Source organism: Arcobacter sp. F2176, assembly GCF_004116465.1.
Classification (GTDB): Bacteria; Campylobacterota; Campylobacteria; order Campylobacterales; family Arcobacteraceae; genus Arcobacter; species Arcobacter siniprincipis.
In genome coordinates this window covers 110855-129896 of sequence record NZ_PDJV01000004.1, presented here as the reverse complement: position 1 = coordinate 129896, position 19042 = coordinate 110855, and the positions used below count along the sequence as shown (strand labels likewise).

The 19042-nt window shown below is 27.1% G+C and carries 16 protein-coding genes; 3 read left to right on the top strand and 13 right to left on the bottom strand.

The window, feature by feature from the left end:
* Positions 1 to 98: 98 nt before the first annotated feature.
* Complete coding sequence (locus CRU95_RS05365; protein WP_129100113.1) at positions 99 to 2747, bottom strand: valine--tRNA ligase; 2649 nt, start codon at positions 2745 to 2747, stop codon at positions 99 to 101.
* A gap of 128 nt (positions 2748 to 2875) precedes the next feature.
* Between CRU95_RS05365 and CRU95_RS05360 the strand changes: the two genes are divergently transcribed.
* Positions 2876 to 3976, top strand: coding sequence for a GGDEF domain-containing protein (locus CRU95_RS05360; RefSeq protein WP_129100112.1), 1101 nt, complete (start codon positions 2876 to 2878; stop codon positions 3974 to 3976).
* Here the strand turns inward: CRU95_RS05360 and CRU95_RS05355 are convergent.
* Positions 3973 to 6690, bottom strand: coding sequence for an EAL domain-containing protein (locus CRU95_RS05355; RefSeq protein WP_129100111.1), 2718 nt, complete (start codon positions 6688 to 6690; stop codon positions 3973 to 3975). The genes CRU95_RS05360 and CRU95_RS05355 overlap by 4 nt on opposite strands.
* A 131-nt stretch (positions 6691 to 6821) precedes the next feature.
* On the bottom strand, positions 6822 to 8864 hold the full coding sequence (locus CRU95_RS05350) for an ATP-dependent helicase (RefSeq protein ID WP_129100110.1): 2043 nt from the start codon (positions 8862 to 8864) through the stop codon (positions 6822 to 6824).
* 130 nt (positions 8865 to 8994) lie between these two features.
* Between CRU95_RS05350 and CRU95_RS05345 the strand changes: the two genes are divergently transcribed.
* Together CRU95_RS05345 and CRU95_RS05340 are read left to right on the top strand one after the other, a co-directional pair.
* Positions 8995 to 9489 (top strand): gluconate 2-dehydrogenase subunit 3 family protein, encoded by a 495-nt coding sequence (locus CRU95_RS05345; RefSeq protein WP_129100109.1) that lies wholly within the window; start codon positions 8995 to 8997, stop codon positions 9487 to 9489.
* Positions 9467 to 11128, top strand: a complete 1662-nt coding sequence (locus CRU95_RS05340) for a GMC family oxidoreductase (protein ID WP_258238638.1) — start codon at positions 9467 to 9469, stop codon at positions 11126 to 11128. Before CRU95_RS05345 ends, CRU95_RS05340 begins: the two co-directional genes overlap by 23 nt.
* Here CRU95_RS05340 and CRU95_RS05335 read toward each other — a convergent pair.
* The 10 genes from CRU95_RS05335 to CRU95_RS05290 form a co-directional block, all read right to left on the bottom strand.
* Positions 11120 to 11662: a sulfite oxidase heme-binding subunit YedZ gene (locus CRU95_RS05335; RefSeq protein ID WP_129100107.1), complete on the bottom strand. Its 543-nt coding sequence runs from the start codon at positions 11660 to 11662 to the stop codon at positions 11120 to 11122. The two genes, CRU95_RS05340 and CRU95_RS05335, sit on opposite strands and share 9 nt — an antisense overlap.
* A complete protein-coding gene (msrP, locus tag CRU95_RS05330) occupies positions 11662 to 12603 on the bottom strand; it encodes a protein-methionine-sulfoxide reductase catalytic subunit MsrP (protein WP_129100106.1) in 942 nt (313 codons plus the stop codon). The genes CRU95_RS05335 and msrP overlap by 1 nt, the downstream gene beginning before the upstream one ends.
* A gap of 69 nt (positions 12604 to 12672) precedes the next feature.
* A complete protein-coding gene (locus tag CRU95_RS05325) occupies positions 12673 to 13863 on the bottom strand; it encodes an NnrS family protein (protein WP_129100105.1) in 1191 nt (396 codons plus the stop codon).
* 60 nt (positions 13864 to 13923) lie between these two features.
* The gene (prx-suh, locus tag CRU95_RS05320; protein WP_129100104.1) at positions 13924 to 14448 is read right to left on the bottom strand and encodes a thiol peroxidase Prx-SUH; all 525 of its coding nucleotides are present in this window, start codon (positions 14446 to 14448) and stop codon (positions 13924 to 13926) included.
* A gap of 88 nt (positions 14449 to 14536) precedes the next feature.
* Complete coding sequence (locus CRU95_RS05315; RefSeq protein ID WP_129100103.1) at positions 14537 to 15385, bottom strand: S1 RNA-binding domain-containing protein; 849 nt, start codon at positions 15383 to 15385, stop codon at positions 14537 to 14539.
* A 41-nt stretch (positions 15386 to 15426) separates the two neighbouring features.
* A complete protein-coding gene (locus tag CRU95_RS05310; RefSeq protein ID WP_129100102.1) occupies positions 15427 to 16131 on the bottom strand; it encodes a YdcF family protein in 705 nt (234 codons plus the stop codon).
* A complete protein-coding gene (gene amrB / locus CRU95_RS05305; RefSeq protein ID WP_129100101.1) occupies positions 16121 to 16918 on the bottom strand; it encodes an AmmeMemoRadiSam system protein B in 798 nt (265 codons plus the stop codon). Before amrB ends, CRU95_RS05310 begins: the two co-directional genes overlap by 11 nt.
* Positions 16915 to 17460 (bottom strand): AmmeMemoRadiSam system protein A, encoded by a 546-nt coding sequence (gene amrA, locus CRU95_RS05300; protein WP_129100100.1) that lies wholly within the window; start codon positions 17458 to 17460, stop codon positions 16915 to 16917. Before amrA ends, amrB begins: the two co-directional genes overlap by 4 nt.
* 9 nt (positions 17461 to 17469) lie before the next feature.
* Positions 17470 to 18399: a ferrochelatase gene (gene hemH / locus CRU95_RS05295; protein ID WP_129100099.1), complete on the bottom strand. Its 930-nt coding sequence runs from the start codon at positions 18397 to 18399 to the stop codon at positions 17470 to 17472.
* Positions 18392 to 18991 carry an ATP-binding cassette domain-containing protein gene (locus tag CRU95_RS05290; protein WP_129100098.1) on the bottom strand — a complete coding sequence of 200 codons (600 nt, stop codon included), beginning with the start codon at positions 18989 to 18991 and terminating at the stop codon, positions 18392 to 18394. The genes hemH and CRU95_RS05290 overlap by 8 nt, the downstream gene beginning before the upstream one ends.
* Between the last annotated feature and the right edge of the window lie 51 nt (positions 18992 to 19042).

Genomic DNA, 19042 nt, shown 5'->3' with positions numbered 1-19042 from the left:
CTTATTTTTATAATATATTTCTAATAATTGTTTAATTTTAGCATAAAAATTATTATTTTAAGGAAGAGAAGACCAATAAAGGTCTTCATTAAAAGTAATTAACTCAAAGACTTCAATTCAGCCTCAACTTTAACAAGCTTTTCTTCAGCCAAAGATAATCCAGCCTTGTTCTCTTCTATAACATTAGAAGGAGCATTAGCTACAAATCTTTCATTTGATAACATTCCAGATAATTTTGCTATCTCTTTTTCTAATTTTTCTTTTTGTTTAGAAAGTTTATTAATAATAGGAGTCATATCGATCTCACCAGTTGGTAAGTAAACTTCTAGGTTATCAGATACATCTGTTATAGAGTTTTCTTGTTTTGCATCTACGAACTCTATATTTTCACACTTGCTAAGTTTTTCTATAAATGGTTTTGCTACATCTTTATCAATAGTTTTATCAAGTTTGATATAAGCTTTTGCAATTTTACTATTACCCATATCTATGATAACTTTTGCTCTTCTTATTGCAACAATTGCTTCTTCGATGATAGCAAACATATCTTCCATTTCTTGATTTTTTGCTATTTCTTTAGGGAAGTTTGTTATCATCAAAGATTCCCCCTCTTCTAAAGAAGTTCCACTTAATTTGTGATATAAAAAGTCAGAAATAAATGGCATAAATGGACTTACCATTTTTAGTGTTTCTTTAAATATTGCTCCAAGTTCTACAACTGAATCTTTGCTAGCTTTTGCATACTCAATACCCCAATCACAAAACTCATTCCATACAAATTTATAAAGAATAGAAGCTGCTTCATTGAATTTGAAAGTATCAAGTGTAGCTCTTACTTCATCAACTGCATCACTTAATCTGCTTTGCATATAAATACCAAGTGGTGTTTTGATTTCTATATCTTTTAAATCAGGGAAAGTATCAACATTTAGTTGTAAAAAGTTTGAAGCATTGTAAAGTTTATTTGTGAAGTTTCTAAACTGCTCTAAGTTTTTAGCTCCTAATTTTATATCTCTTCCTTGAACTGCTAAATATGCTAAAGTAAATCTAATAATATCAGCAGAGTGCTCTTCAACCATATCAAGTGGGTCAATTACATTACCTTTTGATTTTGACATCTTTGCACCATGCTCATCTCTAACTAAGGCATGCATATAAATATCTTCAAACGGTAACTCTTTTTTAAAGTGTTCACCCATCATCATCATTCTTGCTACCCAGAAAAACATAATATCAAAACCAGTGATTAATAAAGAATTTGGATAAAAATTAGCTTCATCAGTAGAGTTATATAAATCTTCTAGTTTTCCATTATTTCCCCAACCTAAAGGTGACATTGCCCATAGCGCTGAAGAAAACCAAGTATCAAGTACATCTGGGTCTTGAGTTAATTTTTTACTTTTACACTTTGGACATTCTTCTGGCTCATCTGCTTTATCAGCCCATTGATGTCCACAATCATCACATGTAAATACAGGGATTCTATGTCCCCACCAAAGTTGTCTAGAGATACACCAAGGTCTTAACTCATCCATCCATGCTGTATATGAGTTTATCCAATGTGCTGGGTGAAATAATGTTCCATTATGCTCACCGCTTTTTGCTCTCTCTTTTGTAGTCTCTTTTGTCTTTCTAATAGACTCTTGAGCCATATCTGAGCTTAAAAACCATTGTTGAGAGATAAAGGGCTCAACAATATTTTTACATCTATAACAATGCCCTACTTGGTGAACATGTTCATCTATTTTTACTATATAACCTTCAGCTTGTAGTTTTTCTACGATTGGTTTTCTAGCTTCCAATCTTTCAAGTCCAGCAAATTCTCCACAGTATTCATTTAAAATACCTTTTTCATCAAATACTTTGATAAACTCTAAATCGTGTCTTTTACCTACTTCGTAGTCATTTTGATCGTGAGCTGGAGTAACTTTAACGACACCTGTTCCAAATTCCATATCAACATAAGAGTCTGTAATTACTTTAATAACTCTATTTGTAAGTGGAAGTAAAACTTCTTTTCCTACAATACCTGTATATCTTGAATCATCAGGATGAACCATTATTGCCGTATCTCCAAAGTATGTTTCTGGTCTTGTAGTTGCAACTTGTAACTCTCCAGAACCATCTGCAAACTTGTAAATCATATGATAAAACTTACCATTTACTTCTTCGTGCTCAACTTCAATATCTGATAACGCACCATCATGAGTACACCAGTTTACCATGTAGTTATTTTGAGTGATATGTCCTTCATTGTATAAAGATACGAAAGCCTCTTTAACTGCTTCTTGTAAACCCTCATCCATAGTAAATCGTTCACGCTTCCAAGCAGGAGTAACTCCTAGTTTTCTCATTTGGTGAACTATGTTTCCACCACTTGTCTCTTTTTGTTTCCAAGCTCGTTCTAAGAATTTTTCTCTTCCAATTTCTTCTTTTGTCGTACCTTCTGCTAACAATTGTTTTTCAACAACATTTTGTGTTGCAATTCCTGCATGGTCAGTTCCTGGTTGCCATAATGTTTTATAGCCATCCATTCTTTTATATCTAGTTATAACATCTTGTAATGTAAATGTCAAAGCATGACCAATATGCAAACTTCCTGTTACATTTGGTGGTGGCATCATTATTGAGAAATTCTTCCCATCTTCTTGTATGTTTTTGTTACCATCTATTTCAAAGTAACCTCTATCTTCCCATATTTTATAAAATTTATCTTCTACAATTGAAGGTTCATACTTTTCGCTCATAAATTATCCTATTTATCTAAAATTACGCGATTATACCTAATTTTGTGTATATAAAAGATTAATGGCAAAAAAAAGTTTTTTTAAACACAAAAGTAGTATAATAATTATTTTTAAATTGTAAGGATAACATGAAAAAATTATTTGATGATAAGACTATTGTATTTTTGTTACCATTGGTGATTATTACTTTTTTATTCCTCTATATTTGTTACAATTACTCTATGGGTATATATAAAGAAATTGAACAAACCCAAAATAATAAAGATATAAAAAACTTTATTTATGCATTAAATATTTCTACTCAAAAAACAAATTTAAAAGAAAAGTCTTACTATCAAGAAGTAAAAAGAATATGTGAGAATCACTTTGACGAATGTTTAATAAAAACAACTATACACAGTAAAAGAATTAATAAAGAAAATATTAAAGTAGATACTTATAAATTGAATTTATTTTTAATTAATGACTTTCATTTTCTTGATATGAAGAATAAACTTATCTTACACATCAAAACAAAATCAAAGCAAAATATAATAATCGCAAGTAAAAACTCAATTCAAATTTTTTCTTCTTTATCAATTATCTTTTTAATATTAACCATTATAATTACAAGCACATATCAAAAACACATTTTAATAGTTAATGATAATTTAGAAACTAAAGTAAATGAACGAACAAGTCAAATTACTCACACTTTAAAAGAATTGGAAAAAGTTAACCTTAAACTTTTTGATTTAGCACATACAGATTATTTGACCCAAATAAAAAATAGAAGAAGTTTCTTTTTGCATGCAAATTCAATGTTCCAAAATCAAAAGAAATCAAATAAACCTATGAGTATAATAATGATAGATATAGATAACTTTAAGAAATTTAATGATACATATGGCCATGAAATGGGAGATAAAGTTCTAAAACTATTTGCAGGTACTATAAATAATTATTTAAGTGAAGATACTATATTTGGAAGACTAGGTGGAGAAGAATTTATTATTGCTATTCCCAATGAAAAAATTGATATAGCAATAACTATTGCAGAAGACATTAGAAAAATGATTGAAACCTTAGTAATAAGAGTACCTTATTCAGACCTATTTATTACGGCTAGTTTTGGAGTCAGTGATTCCACTAATACAAATACAATCGATGAAATAATCAAAAATGCAGATGATATGCTTTATGATGCAAAAAATAAAGGAAAAAATAGAGTAAGAGGAAGAATATCTTAATTTATTTCATCAATTAATTTAGCTTCTGGCTTTCCATAATAAAAACCTTGTGCATAATCTATGCCTATTTCTCTTAATATCTTATCTATATTTTCATTACTTACAAACTCTGCAATAACTTTTATATTAGACTTTTGAGCAAACTCAAAAATTGATTTTACAACATCTTGTGTCCTACTATCATTTTCGATTAATTTTATGATTGAACCATCAATTTTTAGATAATCAGCTTGTAACTTAATCAAATAGTCATAATTTGAATAACCGCTACCAAAATCATCTATTGCTATTTTTACACCTTCATTTTTAAATTTTCTAAGAAGTTTATTTATATAATCACTATCATCTATCTCTTCTGATTCAACGATTTCTAAAACCATCCTATCAAATACACCTTTTTGTTCTGCATAATCAAACACATATATCATCAGTTCTTCATTCATCAGATCTTCAATACATAAATTAAGTGAAAATTCATAATTATTAGTTGCAAATTTACTTATTACCTTTTCCACCATCTTATATGTTAATTCTGAGTATAACTTTGTTTTTTTAGCAATATCTAAGTACTCATTTGGATATATGATTTTTCCATCTAATTCTAATCTCATTAAAGCTTCATATTTATCGATTTTCCCAGTTTTATAGTTATATATAGGTTGATAATGGGGAAAGATTCTATTTTCTTTTATTGCAAGGTGTAGTCTTTCTACCCACAATAAGTTATTTTTAAACTCTTCAACATTTTTCATAGAAGGGTTATACTCTTTTATTTTTACTTTTTTATTTTTAGCTTCGCTTAGTGCAATATCTGCATAAGTTAATAAATTCTCACTATTAGATGCTATTCCACAAGTATATGTAAGCATGAATTTATTTTTTTCAAATAAATAAGGTTCTTTTCCTAATGTATTCATAAAATTCTTTATATCAACAATTATGTTATCTTTATTATTTATAGTAAGTGCAAAAATATCAGATTGCAATCTATATAATTCATACCCTTTTTCATTAAAATATTTAAATAATCTATCAGCAAATGTTTTTATTACCTCATCACCAATAATGTGACTATAACTATCATTTATTTCTTTAAATCTATCAATATTAATTAATGCTAAAGTTCCACTTTTTTGCTTAGAAATTTGGTCTATCAAACTTACTCTATTTGCTAAACCTGTTAAGGCATCAGTTTTAAATAGATTTTTAAGTTTTGATCGATTTTCTATTAGTTCAGTAACTATTGTACCTGCTGATATAAACTCTTGAATATTACCTTGGGAATCTTTTATTGGAATAATAGTAATACTATTATAATAACTATCACCATCTTTTCTTTTATTTTTAAGAATACCTTTCCAAATCTTCCCTTTTAAAATAGTATCCCATAATTTTTTAGATTGACTTCTTGGAGTATCTGGGTGAGCAATTAGTTTATGTGTCACTCCTATAAGTTCATTCTTATTAAATCCACTTATTTTTTCAAAGCTACCATTTACATAAGTAATAATCCCATCTTTATCTGTCTTAGAAACAACAGCACTTCTATCTAACAATAACTTATATTGTTCTAGAATATTCATTTGATCTTCTCTTTCTATTTCAACATTATGAATTTTTAAAGAAAGATATCTTGCTATCATCAAAGATATAGAAATCAAAATAGTAAGAACAATAAAAACTTTTATCAAATATTCATCAGATAACTCTTTTAGAGATTTTTTTTCTTCTTTTAATATATTTTGTAGTTCTGTAACATAAAATCCTGCACCAATGATAAAATTCCAATTAGGTATTAATTTTACATAAGAAAATTTTTCATCTTCTTTTTTTGTGTCTGGCCTTATCCATTTGTAATTTACATACCCTCCACCGTTTAAAGCCATTTTTATACTAATGTCATTGAGAATTCTTCCATCTGTAGAAAGTACATCATCATTTATTCTACCTTCAATTTCAGGATTAAGTGCATGCATTTTCATAACTTTGTCTAATCCTAATATCCAAAAATAGCCATATTTGTTATCACCAAATTTATCTTTTCTAAAATCATTAAAAACTAATTCTTGTATCTTTTTATCTATTTCTTTTTTGTAAACACCAGCTGCTATAAAAATATCATGTTTTTCATCTCTTTTTATATATACATATTTTTTGTAAATTTCCTTTGGACTTTCATTTGGTTTGTACCATTTATAAGAACCATAGTTTTCATCTAAAACTAAAGTCTCTTTTAAAAATTGATATAAACTATCATTTGTTTTAGCTGATTCAAATATATTAGTATTTATATATTTTTTATTGCCACCATGGTATAAAATTTTTCCATTTTTATCAAATATATAAAAATAACCTGTTCCATTATCCCATTTTAATAAATTTAGTTCTTTTTTATATTTAGTCAAAATGACATCGAAATTTTTGTCATCATTAGAATCAAATAAATTTTTGACAAAATTTACCTTTTCCTTTAAAATAGATTCATTCTTTTCATAAATCAAATTATTTATTACTTCTATTCTTCTTATAGCTCTTTGTATTTCATTTTTGATTATTGCTTTATTTTTTAAATAATAACTTTTTTCTAGTGAGATCACTTTTTTTTCATATAAGTCTTGATTAAATTCATAAATAAAAAAGCCCAGTATAATTGAAAAAATAACTATTATTGAAAAAATATTTAAGAAATTTATTTTTGAAAGAGTGAGTTTCATATTGTATACCTCAAAAGAATTAAAAGCATTTCTCTTTATTTAGATAGGTCTATTCTATCTTCAATATGTTATTATTAATTAACTAATTATTAACTTAGTCTTAAAAATAATTTATTTACCGAAGCTTTTAATTACTCACTTTCATCTTTTATAAGTCCAGCTTCTTTTAAAAACTGAGAATGCACAAAACTTAATTTTTTAACTTTATCATACTTTGCATAAGAGAGATACAAAATATCTTTTGCTCTAGTAACTGCCACATAAAACAGCCGTCTTTCTTCCTCTATACTTCCACCTTTTGCAATTAATTTTTGATTTGGAAACCTTCCATTCATCAAATCTATTACATAAACTTCTTTAAACTCTAAGCCCTTAGATGCATGAACAGATAGTAAATTTACACCATCACCTTCACTCATCTCACTACCACCTAAAACCATGGCATTTATAAATTTTTCTATATCGCTATAATTATAAGATAAAGATTTCAATAAAGTTATTTTTCTATTTATTCTTACAATTGAAGTTTGTTTCATAGCAGGGTCAATTTGTCCATCTTTTCTTGTAGCTCTTTTGTTAGAAAGCATTTCAATTAAATGGTCATATAAATTTGATTTGAAAATATGATCAATAGCACTTCTTGGGTTTTTTATTCTTTTTAAATCTTTTACTATCAAATAAAATTCAAATAAAAACTCTCCACCTTCAACACAAAGTTTTGGATGTTTTAAGATTGGATTTCCTAAAAATTTATCATCAAAACCACAATCTTTGAATTTAGAAACAGAACCTAATTCTGCAAAATCATCAAAAAGCCCTAACTGTATATTCTTTGTTTTTGTTGATACATATGGACTTTTTATATTTGGGTCTGGATTAAATAAACCTTGAAATAAATCTCCATGCCCTAACTTCATCAAAGCATCAAATATATCTTTTGCTATAGCTTTTCCTATTCCTTTTCCATACTCCAAAATATGAATAGCTGCCATCATATCATTATGACTTTTCAGTAAAGTAATAATATCTAATACAAATTTTACCTCAGCAGCTTCAAAAAAACTCTTTCCGCCTTTTCTTTTTGCTGGTATTGAAAATTCTCTTAAGTTTGCTTCTATACCATCTGCACTTGAATTATTTCTAAATATTATCGCTATATCTATATGTGGTGTGGTACTTTGTGAAATTAGTTTTGAGATATGCTCATATTGATCAAAAAGTTCATTAAAAGTTAATAGTCTAGGAGAATGTTCTGCATCTTGTCTTACTACTTCAAGATTTTTATCATAAATTCTTTCATTGTGTTCAATCACTTTTGTTGCAAGTTGTAAAATTGGTCTAGTTGAACGATAGTTTTTTCTTAAAGTAAAAACTTTTGCACCCTCATACCTATCAGCAAAGGTAGAAATAATCCCAATGTCAGAGCCATTAAAAGCATAAATACTTTGGTCATAATCACCTACACAAAAAAGTGATTTTGGTTTAAAAGCTTCTAATAATTTTCCCTGTAAAGGATTTGTATCTTGATATTCATCTACAAGAATTTCTTTAAAATCAAAATCATTTGTCTCAAGAAGTTCAAGCATAATAGTTAATAAATCATCAAAATTGGCATAACCGTACTCTTTTTTTAATGTATGAAACTCTTTGATTACATCTTCATAAATAGCAGTATAAATCTCATGTCCAGCATTTTTTTCAACTATCCAATCCCCAAACTCTTCATTATTTTTAGAGTTTAAATATAAAGAATAAATATCATATAAATAGCCTCCATCATATGGACTTGTTGAATCATCTCTTTCAAAAAAAACTCTTTTTTCATAAATAGATTTAAAAAGTGTTTTCAACTCATTTGGTTGTTTAAGTGTAATATTTACTTGTAATTGTTTTATTAATTTATAACTTACACTGTGAAAAGTTCCAGCCATGATAGCACCAGCTGTGTCTTTACCAAAAAATTTAGAAACCCTTTGTACCATCTCTTGGGCAGCTTTATTTGTAAAAGTCAAAAGTATTATTTCAGAAGGTTTAACTCCACCATTAATTAAGGTAGCAATTCTTCCAACAATTGTAGATGTTTTTCCAGTCCCTGCACTTGCAATAATAAGGTTAAAGCCTGGTTTACATGTAGCAGCTGATAATTGTTCTTCGTTTAGATTAGATAAAGGCATTTAGTATATATTCATTTTATTTGTCATTTGCGAATAGTATCATAAAGTGCTTTATTAAATAGTAAAAATTAAAGCTATGATATAATAATTACTACACAAAAGATTTACAAAATTTATATAAGATAAAACTATGAAAAGAAGAACATTTATAAAACTAAGCTCCCTTACACCTATTATTGTAAATAGTTACATGATGGCAAAAGATGTTGATGATAAAATTTGGACAACTATTTTAGAAGTACAAAATATACTTCTACCAAAAACTTCAAAAATGCCTAGTGCAAAAGAGTTTGGTAGTGTTACATATCTAAAACAAAATATCGACCACTATAGTTTTGATAAAGATGATTTAGAACTTATTTTAAATGCAGCTCAAGTTTTCAAAGAGACTTTTCCAGAATTCTTTAAAGCAACAAAAGAAGAAAAACTAGAAATCATAAAACAAGCAAATTCAAGTGAATATGGAAACTCATGGATTAATATTTTAGTTTATTATGGAATTGAAGCCATGCTAAGTGACCCAATTTATGGTGGGAATAAATTTCAATCAGGGTGGATGGCATTAAGTCATAAGCCTGGAATTCCAAGACCAAAAAGAAAATATGGAGCAAAAATTGATATATGATGTATGTATTATAGGAAGTGGAGCTGGTGCTGGACCAATAGCTTATACCCTTGCAAAAGAAGGCAAAAAAGTATTAATCTTAGAAAAAGGTGATATATACACAGAAAAGGACTTTTCAAAAGATGAAATAGCCTATTCAAGAAGAGATATATTTACTCCAAACCTAAAAGATGAATACCATGTAATAGAAGAAAAAATCGATGGCAAATGGTATAAATTTCCTACATATGAAACTGGTTGGAGTTTTTGGAATGGGAATATATTAGGTGGTTCATCAAATTTTATGAGTGGATATTTTCATAGACTTAAGCCAAAAGATTTTAAATTAAAATCAACTTTTGGCAAATATAAAGGTGCCAATGTTGTTGATTGGCCAATCTCTTATGATGAGTTGGAACCCTATTATGATATGGTCGAAAAAGTCATTGGAGTATCAGGGGAATATACAAAATACGAACATGCGGAGCCCCGAAGTAGTAAAAACTATGCATATCCAAGATTAAAAGAACACCCAATAGTTGATTTAATAGATAAAGCCTGTGAAAAACTAGATTATGTATCATATAAAGTTCCACGAGCAATTATCTCACAAAATAAAGATAAAAGAAATGCCTGTTATTATTCGAACTATTGTGGTTCGTACAATTGTTCAAGTGGAGCAAAAGGAAGTTCAAGAGCCTCTTTAATACAACCTATTTTAAATAATACAGATATTACAATAATACCAAATGCCTTTGTCTTTAAACTTCTTACAAATAAAAATAAAAAAATCGAAAAAGCTGTATATTACACAAAAGAAAAGATAGAAAAAACAGTTGAAGCAAAACTTTTTGTTGTAGCAACTCAAGCAGTTGAGAGTTCAAGACTTCTTTTAAACTCAAAAAATAGTGATTTTCCAAATGGTTTAGCAAACTCATCTGGACAAGTTGGTAAAAATATGCTTTTTACAGGTGGTGGACAAGGTAGTGCTATCATTGATACAAAAATATTAAAAAAAGATAAGTTATTTGAAACTGGTTTTTTTGTGAATAGAGGTCTTCAAGATTGGTATTTTACAAAAGAGTTTAAAGGTGGAACTATAGATTTCTTATTTGACCATGCAAATCCTATACGAAAAGCACTAAGATTAAAGTCTGATGACAATGGAAATCTTTTATTTGGAGAAGAATTACAAGATAAGATATACAAAAACTTTACAAAATCAAGAATACTAAATTTTGAAGTTTTTACAGACTGGATGCCAAATGATAATTGTTTTGTAAGTATTGATGAAAAATACAAAGATAAATATGGAGTTCCCGTTGCAACAATTAGAATTGGAGCCCATCCACAAGATGTAAAAGTTGGTAATTTTTTAGCACAAAAAGCAATAGTTGTTTTAAAACAAATGGGAGCTAGTGATATTAAAAGTGATATTTCACCACTTCCCTCTGCTAACTTACAAGCTGGTGGATGTAGATTTGGTAATGACCCAAAAAAATCTGTCTTAAACAAATATTGCCAAAGCCATGACATAGAAAACCTTTTTGTCACAGATGGAAGTTTTATGCCAACAGGAGGAAGTGTTCCTTATACTTGGACAATATATGCAAACTCATTTAGAGTGGCTGATTATATTAAAAAGAGTAAGTTAATTTAACTTTACTCTTTGTTTTAATTTTAAAAATCCAATTATAATCATAATCAGTAAATATCCCATCTGAGGAATAGATAAAGCTTTTTGAGCCATAACAAAATGTATGGTAGAAAGTATTAACACTATATATATGACTTTATGATATTTAAAATATAGTTTAAAAAGCTTTCCAAATGATGTAAGAGCCATAAATATTAAAAGAACAAAAGATATCATTCCTAGATAAATAAATGGTTTTTCTAAAGTCTCATTTATCACTTTTGCAAAATCAACTTCCATATCCAAAATTACAAAATTTAAAAAATGCAAAAATACATAATAAAAACCAAAAAGCCCTATCATTTTCCTATAAGAGATTAGATTTACTTTTTTTCTTATAAGCGAAATAGTTATTGAAAAAAATAGCAAGACCATTGCAATTGCACCTGTTACAGTATAGATATATTTTATGGGGTCTATAAGATCTTGTACAATAAAGACTTCATATCCCAAAATAAATGATGGTAAAATTAATAGTATAAAAATAATTACTTTCATTAAAAGTTCTTTCTTAAATCCATTCCTTTATACATATAAGCAACTTCTTTTTCATAACCATTAAACATCAAAGTATCTTGTTTTAAAAATTTACCCAAAACTCTCTCCCTTGCTTGACTCCATCTTGGATGGTCAACTTTGGGATTTACATTTGCATAAAAGCCATACTCATTTGATGCTATATCTTGCCATGTATTTAAGGGCTGTTCTTTTACAAATGATATTTTTGCAATTGATTTTATTGATTTAAATCCATATTTCCAAGGTACAACCAATCTTAATGGTGCTCCATTTTGATTCTCTAAAGTTTTCCCATAAAGACCAACAGCTAATAAAGTAAGAGGATTCATTGCTTCATCCATTCTAAGACCTTCCACATAAGGATAGTTTTTAATATTTGCAAAAACAACACTCCTTTCTTGGTCAGGGAACATCTCTTGGTCATATTTAGTTTCAAACCTTACATATTTTGCATCATTTAAAGGTTTACATTTTTTTATGAATTTAGCAAGTTCAAAACCAATCCATGGAACAACCATCGACCAGCCCTCAACACATCTAAATCTATAAATTCTCTCTTCCAAAGGATTTGAACTAATCAAATCTTTTATATCAATTGTAAATGGTTTTTCAACAAGTCCATCAATCTCTATAGTCCAAGGATTTGGTTTCAAAGTATGAGCCATGAACTTTACATCTTTTTTGGAAGTGGTAAATTCATAGAAATTATTATAAGAAGTAATTTGTTCAAAACTATTTAGTTTTAGATTATTTGCATTTATATCTTTTTTATAAGTTAAATTTGGTGTTGGCAAATTCTCTTTTGCCATTAGTTCCATCAAAGTTGAACTAGCTACTACTGAGGCAGCACCTAGTTTTAAAAACTTTCTTCTATCTTCAAATAGTTCTTTTGGAGTTATTTCATTTTCATTTATTTTCATAACATATCCTTTATTTCATTTTTTATTTTATTTTAAATATGTTAAGAAAATGTGTAGTTTAAAAAATTACTATTTTCCTTTTAGAAGTATTACAATATATTTTGATGACCATAAAATAAAGACAATTAAAAATAATAAAGCACTTAGGTTTATAAAAAATAAATAATCAAAATCAAAATTTATACTATATGCTGCAAATAGTCGCAATAATACAACTACTTGAAAAATAAGATATAAAATAACTGTAAATCTATTGGCGGTAGGAATAGATCCAGAATGTCCTAAAGTAACTCTTGTTCCAAATCCTAATAAAATAGTACAAAAATATCCTAAAGCAAATATATGAATAATACTTTGTTCAAAAACAATTGAACTATCAAAAATATTTATTAGTGATTGAATACTTGAAAGAAAAAATCCAATTGGAATCCAATATAAAGAAATATACAAAATCCACATAATAGAACTTACTTTTTTGAGTGATATTTTCCATTTTATTAATTCTTTTGTAAATATTATAAAAAGAGGAATATCACTGATTAGATTATAAGTACTTGGTAAAAAAGTTAAAATAATTACTTTTAAAACTAAAAGAACAAACACTGTTTCCAAAATATATTTTGACTTATTTATTACATATCCTTCAATTTTAGCTGAAGAAAAAAAAGGCACCATTCTTTGTGCAATAGCAAAAATCAACATAAATATAAAAAGATAAAATCCACTATTTATAGATAGTTGTCTCAAAAATTCTGCATAATTTGAAGGAATAAAAGAAAAAATAAATAGTAAATTTGCAATAAGTCCACAAGCAAATGATATAAGTACCCATAAAGTATCTTTCTTAATTTTTACAGTTGATTTTATATGAATATTGTATAAAATTTTGAAACTACTCAATTGAACACAAAATAGAAAAAATATTGAAAATATATTTAAAACTTCACTTGTAAATATTGATATAAAAAATATTAAAGAACCAATAAAATATAAAATTGCTTGTTTTGAATAAACTTCTTTTTTAATGTCTGCTTGCACTAAAAATTTTGGAAATACAACAAATAAAAAGCCTAAAAATAGTTGTATAAATACTACAAAAAGTAAAGAATATGCATGAAATACTAATAAAGGTACTTTAATAGTAACAAGATTTGAATAGTTTAAAAAAATAGTTAAAATAAAAAGTAGTAAAAAAAGAATACCACTTGTAAAAAAAGGTTGATGAGGTTGAGATATAAATTTGTTATACCAGTTTTTCATAATACAATCTCCTAAGATTAATTAAGAGATTGTATAAGTTTTTTTAACTTAAATCATTGATTAATGACAAGTTCCACAACAAGAAGTTTCTGTTACTTCTTTTACAGCATTAAGTGCTGCATCATAATTTGGTTCATCACTTATATCTTCACAAATTTCTTTATATCTTACAATTCCATTTGCATCGATCACAAATACCGCTCTACATGTAATTCCAGCTAATGGACCATCACCTATTAATACACCATAAGCATTTGCCAAATCTTTGTTTCTAAAATCAGATGCAACTTTTAAGTTTTCAATTCCTTCAGTTGTACAAAATCTTCCCATTGCAAATGGTAAATCCATTGACACAACTATAGCTTCTGCTTCAGTTTTTACAGCTTCTTCATTAAATTTTCTAGTTTCTGCTGCACACACAGGAGTATCTAGTGATGGAACAATGATTATAATTTGTGCTTTATTACCAACTTCAATGTCTTTTAAATCTTGTCCAACAACATTAACAACTGGAGCTTTATCTCCAACATTTACTTCATTACCTAACAAATTTATTGTATTACCTTGTAATTTTGTTGTTGCCATATTAATCCTTCTTTAAATTTTTGATGTAATTATATTTAATTAGGATAAAAATTATCTTAATTAGATTTTCCAAATCCAATTTAATTTTTTATTTCACCTGTATATAACTATCTTCTAATTTAATTTTTTCTTTTGATATCAACTGAGTAAGTGCTGTTTTAAAAGCTTTTTTGCTCATAGCAAACACTTTCATAATATCTTCAGCTTCACTTTTATATGTAAAGTTCATTTTTCCATTATTTTCTTTTAAAACTTCTAAAACTTTTTGGGAATTATCTCCAGACTTTTTTTGACCTATTTTTTGTAAGGATAAATCAAGTTTACCATCATCTCTTATATTTTTTATATAGGCTTTTTTTAAATCACCCACATTGATATTTTCAAAAATCTCTGTGTGAAAAATCATTCCCTCATATAAATTATTTACTATTACTTTATAACCTAATGGTGTTTTTGAATATAAAAGAATCATTACCTCATCATTTTTTTCTAAGCCAATTATATCTTTTGATAAAAATTTAGTGAATTTTTCTGTTGCAATTAATCTTTGTGTTTTTTCATCTTCAATTATTTTTAAAACTTTTCTAGCTCCAACATTGTAAGTTGAAGTTTGTCTATTTATAGGGACAAGTAAATCTTTTGGAAGTCCAATGTCAACAAAAGCTCCAAATCTAGCAGTATCTACAACTTCTAAGCAAGCATATTCATTCTTCATTGCATATGGTTTTAATGTAGTTGCTACTAATCTATCTTCTGAATCTGTATATATAAATACATCTACTAAAGACCCTATTTCCATATAACTTCTTATATACGCATTTGGTAATAGTACAACTTCTTCATCTAAAGCTTCTAAATATATTCCAGGTTCTGTTAATCTATTTACTTTTAGAGTATTTATTACTCCAAGTTCTATTTTTTCATTTAATTTAGTCATTCCGTCTCTTTATTAATTTATATTTATTATACCAAAATTATTTAATTAAAAATCTCTTTTATCTTTATCCAAGCAAGCCCAATGTATTCATGAATGGCCATAGTAACTTTTTTTAATTCTTTTATACTCAAATAACTATTTGATTTCTGTTTTTTTGAAGTAAAGTCAGTGGACATTGCTATTGGATTTAAGCCTTGTTTTTGAAATATCTTCATAGCCCTTGGCATATGATAAGCACTGGTTACTAAAATAAAAGGTTTATCATTTATAAGTTTTTTTATTGAAATAGCCTCTTCAATAGTATCTTTAGGTTTATCTTGCATAATTATTCTATTTTCATTTACTCCTAAACTTATTAACTCATTTTTTGCATATAAAGCATCAGATATCAATTTTTTACCAGCGTAACCAGATGTTATTATTTTGGCATCTTTTAATCTTAGACTTAATTTTAGTACTTCATAAGCCCTTGCTTCAAAATCTCCACCTAATAATAAAATATATTCTACTTTTGAAATATCAATATTTTTTTGATCTTTATATTGATTTTCTAAAGGTGATATTAAAAAATTAGAAAACAAAGAATTTGAAATCAAAAATAGAAAAATCAAACCTACAAACAAAATCGATTTTGCTTTTTTATAACTATTAAAGAGTAAAAATATAAAGGCTAATAATAATACTAAAAATCCAAAAGTAAAAGGTTCTAAAAAAAATGAAACAAATTTTTTCAAATTAAATAGCAATACTCTCTCCTACTAAAAAAGAAGCATAACCTACAACTTTTGATTTGTCCTTTGTTATTTCATAACTTGTTTTATAATCTAAAAACTTCACTTTGTAATCAGATACTTTAGCTGTTTGTAAAAGTGCTTTAACACCCTCTTTCCCACAAGCTTCACAATCCTTAGTCAATTTTTCTATATCTTGATTTTTAATAGCATCTATACAAATTCCATCTAAAATATTTGCTTCATCCAAAGTATAATAATGACTTAAATCCGTACTTATTACTAAAAAGTTATCTTTATCTTTTAAAAGTTCTAATACCAATAAAGACAATTCTTTAGCATCAATTTTGCCATATACTATTTCTAAAACTTTTACATCAAAATAGTTTTTTATAAAAGGTATTTGAGTCTCAGTTGAGTGCTCCATATGAGCATCTTCATCAAAATGCAAAAAATCATATTTATCAATTAACTTTGAGCCAAACTCCTTATCAATAAGCAAATCACCTAAAGGTGTTTCATAGGAGTCAAACTGCGAGATAGAGGCACCTTGCAAAAAATACCGATGGGAAGGACCAATAACTATTACTCTTTTTGACTTTATATCTTTTGATAAATTATATGCTACATTTGCAACACTTCCAGAATAAACATATCCTGCATGGGGCACAATAATAGCTCTTGGATTAATATCTAATTTGATTTTTTCTTCATTTGCAGTAAAAACTTCAAAATATTTTAAAAGCTCTTTTTTATCATCAGGATAAAATGTGCCAGAAAAATTCATTTTGTTTTTTATCATTTTACCTTTTCTACTTGATATGTAAAGATTTCAGGGAAGTGAGTAAGTGAACCAATATCTAAGCCAGCTTTTAAACTAAGATTTTCAAAAAACTCATCAAAAGTAGGTAATTCTTCCCATACTTGAGGTAAAAAAGTTGCTTGATTTTGTTCTTGTTTTAAAATTACACCATCGATATTTGGTCTAATTTTTTCTTTTAGTTCTTCAATTGAATCATAAATTACAATTTTAGGAATAGTTAATAAAGATACTTCTATTTCTACCTTATCAAACTCTTTTTTTGACAAAGGTTGAAATCTAAAGTCTCTAAAAGCTGCATTTTGGGCATTTACTATTATATCATCTATTAGTTTTCGAGTAGGAAATAAAGAACCAATACATCCCCTCAGTCTTTCATCATAATAAAGTGTCACAAAACAAGCTCTTTGTTCATTCAAAAAATCAAAACTTGCTTCTAAATCAACCCTATCAATCTTTGACTTATCAAAAAGTTCTTCTTCAATCGCATCTTTTGCTATTTCTAAAATTATGGAATTAGACATTATTACCCCTTATCTTATCAACTCTTCTATTACATTAATAAATTCATCACTATCATTTACACAACTAACTACTTTGTACTTGTTTATTCCTAACTCTTTTGCTATCTCTTCATACTCAATATGAAGTTCAAACATAGTTTCAGAATTATCCACAATAAAAGCAATTGGATAAATAAGTACATTTTTATCTTTTAGTTCTTTTAATCTATCTTCTAAAGATGGAGTTAACCATTTCAATGGTCCAACTTTAGATTGATATGCTAAAGAAATTGATTCAAATTCTATTTCTTTGTTTTTAAATATTTCAGATAAAATTTTTACATGCTCATTTACTTGTTTTTCATATGGATCCCCAGCATCTACTATTTTTTGAGGCAATCCATGTGCTGAAAAAATTAAATTGTATAATTTAGTATCTTCAACACTACTTATTATGTCTTCAGTAACTTTATCATTAAATTTTTCATTTTTATAAAAAGGTTCTATTACTCTTATTTTAAAATCACTCTTTGCAATATCCATAAAGTCTTCCACAGAAGATTTTGTAGTTGTAGTTGAGTATTGAGGATATAAAGGTAGAAGTACAACTTCTTCTATGTTTTTTTGCTTTAGTTGATGTATACATTTAGCCGCAAAAGGAGGAGTATATCTCATCACTTGAAATACTTCAAAATCTTCAAAGGTTCTATTTAATTTAGAAACTAACTCTTCAGTTAATTTATTGATTGGAGAAGAACCACCAATAGCTTCATAATTTTTCCAAGCAGAGTTTTTTCTACTTAAAACTATCATACTGGCTATAAAAGATCTTAGAATATCACTTTTTACAGTAATAATATTTTTATCATTAAACATATTTCGTAAAAACATCTCTAATTCGTCTTTATCTCTTGGTCCACCCATATTTAAAAGAACTAAAGCTTTTTTATTTTCATTCATAAATATCCAATTTTATTATTTCATCACTACACCAAGATGCTAAATGCATATCATGAGTTATTAGAAGTATTCCATAATTAGGCAAAAATTTCAATACTAACTTCATAACATCAAGGGCAATTATATTATCTAAAGCAGAAGTTGCTTCATCAACTAACAAAAGTTCTGGTTTCATCAAAAGAGCACGAAGTATTGAACATCTTTGAAGTTGTCCACCACTCAATTTATGTGGTTTATTTAATATCAAGTCATAATCTAAACTTAATTCTTCTAATAAAGAATTTAATTCTTCTTTATTTATATTAGGAACTACATCATTTATTTGATCAAGTATTGAATATGTAGGATGAAATGAACTGTAAGGATCTTGATAAATTGAAGCTATTTTTGATGAGATTATATGCCCTTTTAAAGGCTTTAGTGATTTTGTAATTAGTTCAAAAAGGGTACTTTTACCACTTCCACTAGCACCAACTATTGATTTAACTTCTGATTTTTTTAAATTTAAGGAAAAATTATTATAAATTAATTTGTCTTTTTTATAGCCAAAATTTAACTCTTTTATTTGAAGAACAAACTCATTATTATCCATTTTATGCCTAATATTAATAATTTATTAACTATATTATAAATAGACTTTACA

Excerpts from the sequence above, each read along its gene's own strand:
- amrA (WP_129100100.1), bottom strand. The coding sequence starts at position 17,460 with ATGTCTAATTCCATAATTTTAGAAATAGCAAAAGATGCGATTGAAGAA.
- amrB (WP_129100101.1), bottom strand. The coding sequence starts at position 16,918 with ATGATAAAAAACAAAATGAATTTTTCTGGCACATTTTATCCTGATGAT.
- CRU95_RS05350 (WP_129100110.1), bottom strand. The coding sequence starts at position 8,864 with ATGCCTTTATCTAATCTAAACGAAGAACAATTATCAGCTGCTACATGT.
- msrP (WP_129100106.1), bottom strand. The coding sequence starts at position 12,603 with ATGAAAATAAATGAAAATGAAATAACTCCAAAAGAACTATTTGAAGAT.
- CRU95_RS05340 (WP_258238638.1), top strand. The coding sequence starts at position 9,467 with ATGGAGCAAAAATTGATATATGATGTATGTATTATAGGAAGTGGAGCT.
- CRU95_RS05345 (WP_129100109.1), top strand. The coding sequence starts at position 8,995 with ATGAAAAGAAGAACATTTATAAAACTAAGCTCCCTTACACCTATTATT.
- CRU95_RS05360 (WP_129100112.1), top strand. The coding sequence starts at position 2,876 with ATGAAAAAATTATTTGATGATAAGACTATTGTATTTTTGTTACCATTG.
- CRU95_RS05325 (WP_129100105.1), bottom strand. The coding sequence starts at position 13,863 with ATGAAAAACTGGTATAACAAATTTATATCTCAACCTCATCAACCTTTT.
- CRU95_RS05290 (WP_129100098.1), bottom strand. The coding sequence starts at position 18,991 with ATGGATAATAATGAGTTTGTTCTTCAAATAAAAGAGTTAAATTTTGGC.
- CRU95_RS05365 (WP_129100113.1), bottom strand. The coding sequence starts at position 2,747 with ATGAGCGAAAAGTATGAACCTTCAATTGTAGAAGATAAATTTTATAAA.
- CRU95_RS05315 (WP_129100103.1), bottom strand. The coding sequence starts at position 15,385 with ATGACTAAATTAAATGAAAAAATAGAACTTGGAGTAATAAATACTCTA.
- prx-suh (WP_129100104.1), bottom strand. The coding sequence starts at position 14,448 with ATGGCAACAACAAAATTACAAGGTAATACAATAAATTTGTTAGGTAAT.
- CRU95_RS05355 (WP_129100111.1), bottom strand. The coding sequence starts at position 6,690 with ATGAAACTCACTCTTTCAAAAATAAATTTCTTAAATATTTTTTCAATA.
- CRU95_RS05335 (WP_129100107.1), bottom strand. The coding sequence starts at position 11,662 with ATGAAAGTAATTATTTTTATACTATTAATTTTACCATCATTTATTTTG.
- hemH (WP_129100099.1), bottom strand. The coding sequence starts at position 18,399 with ATGAATGAAAATAAAAAAGCTTTAGTTCTTTTAAATATGGGTGGACCA.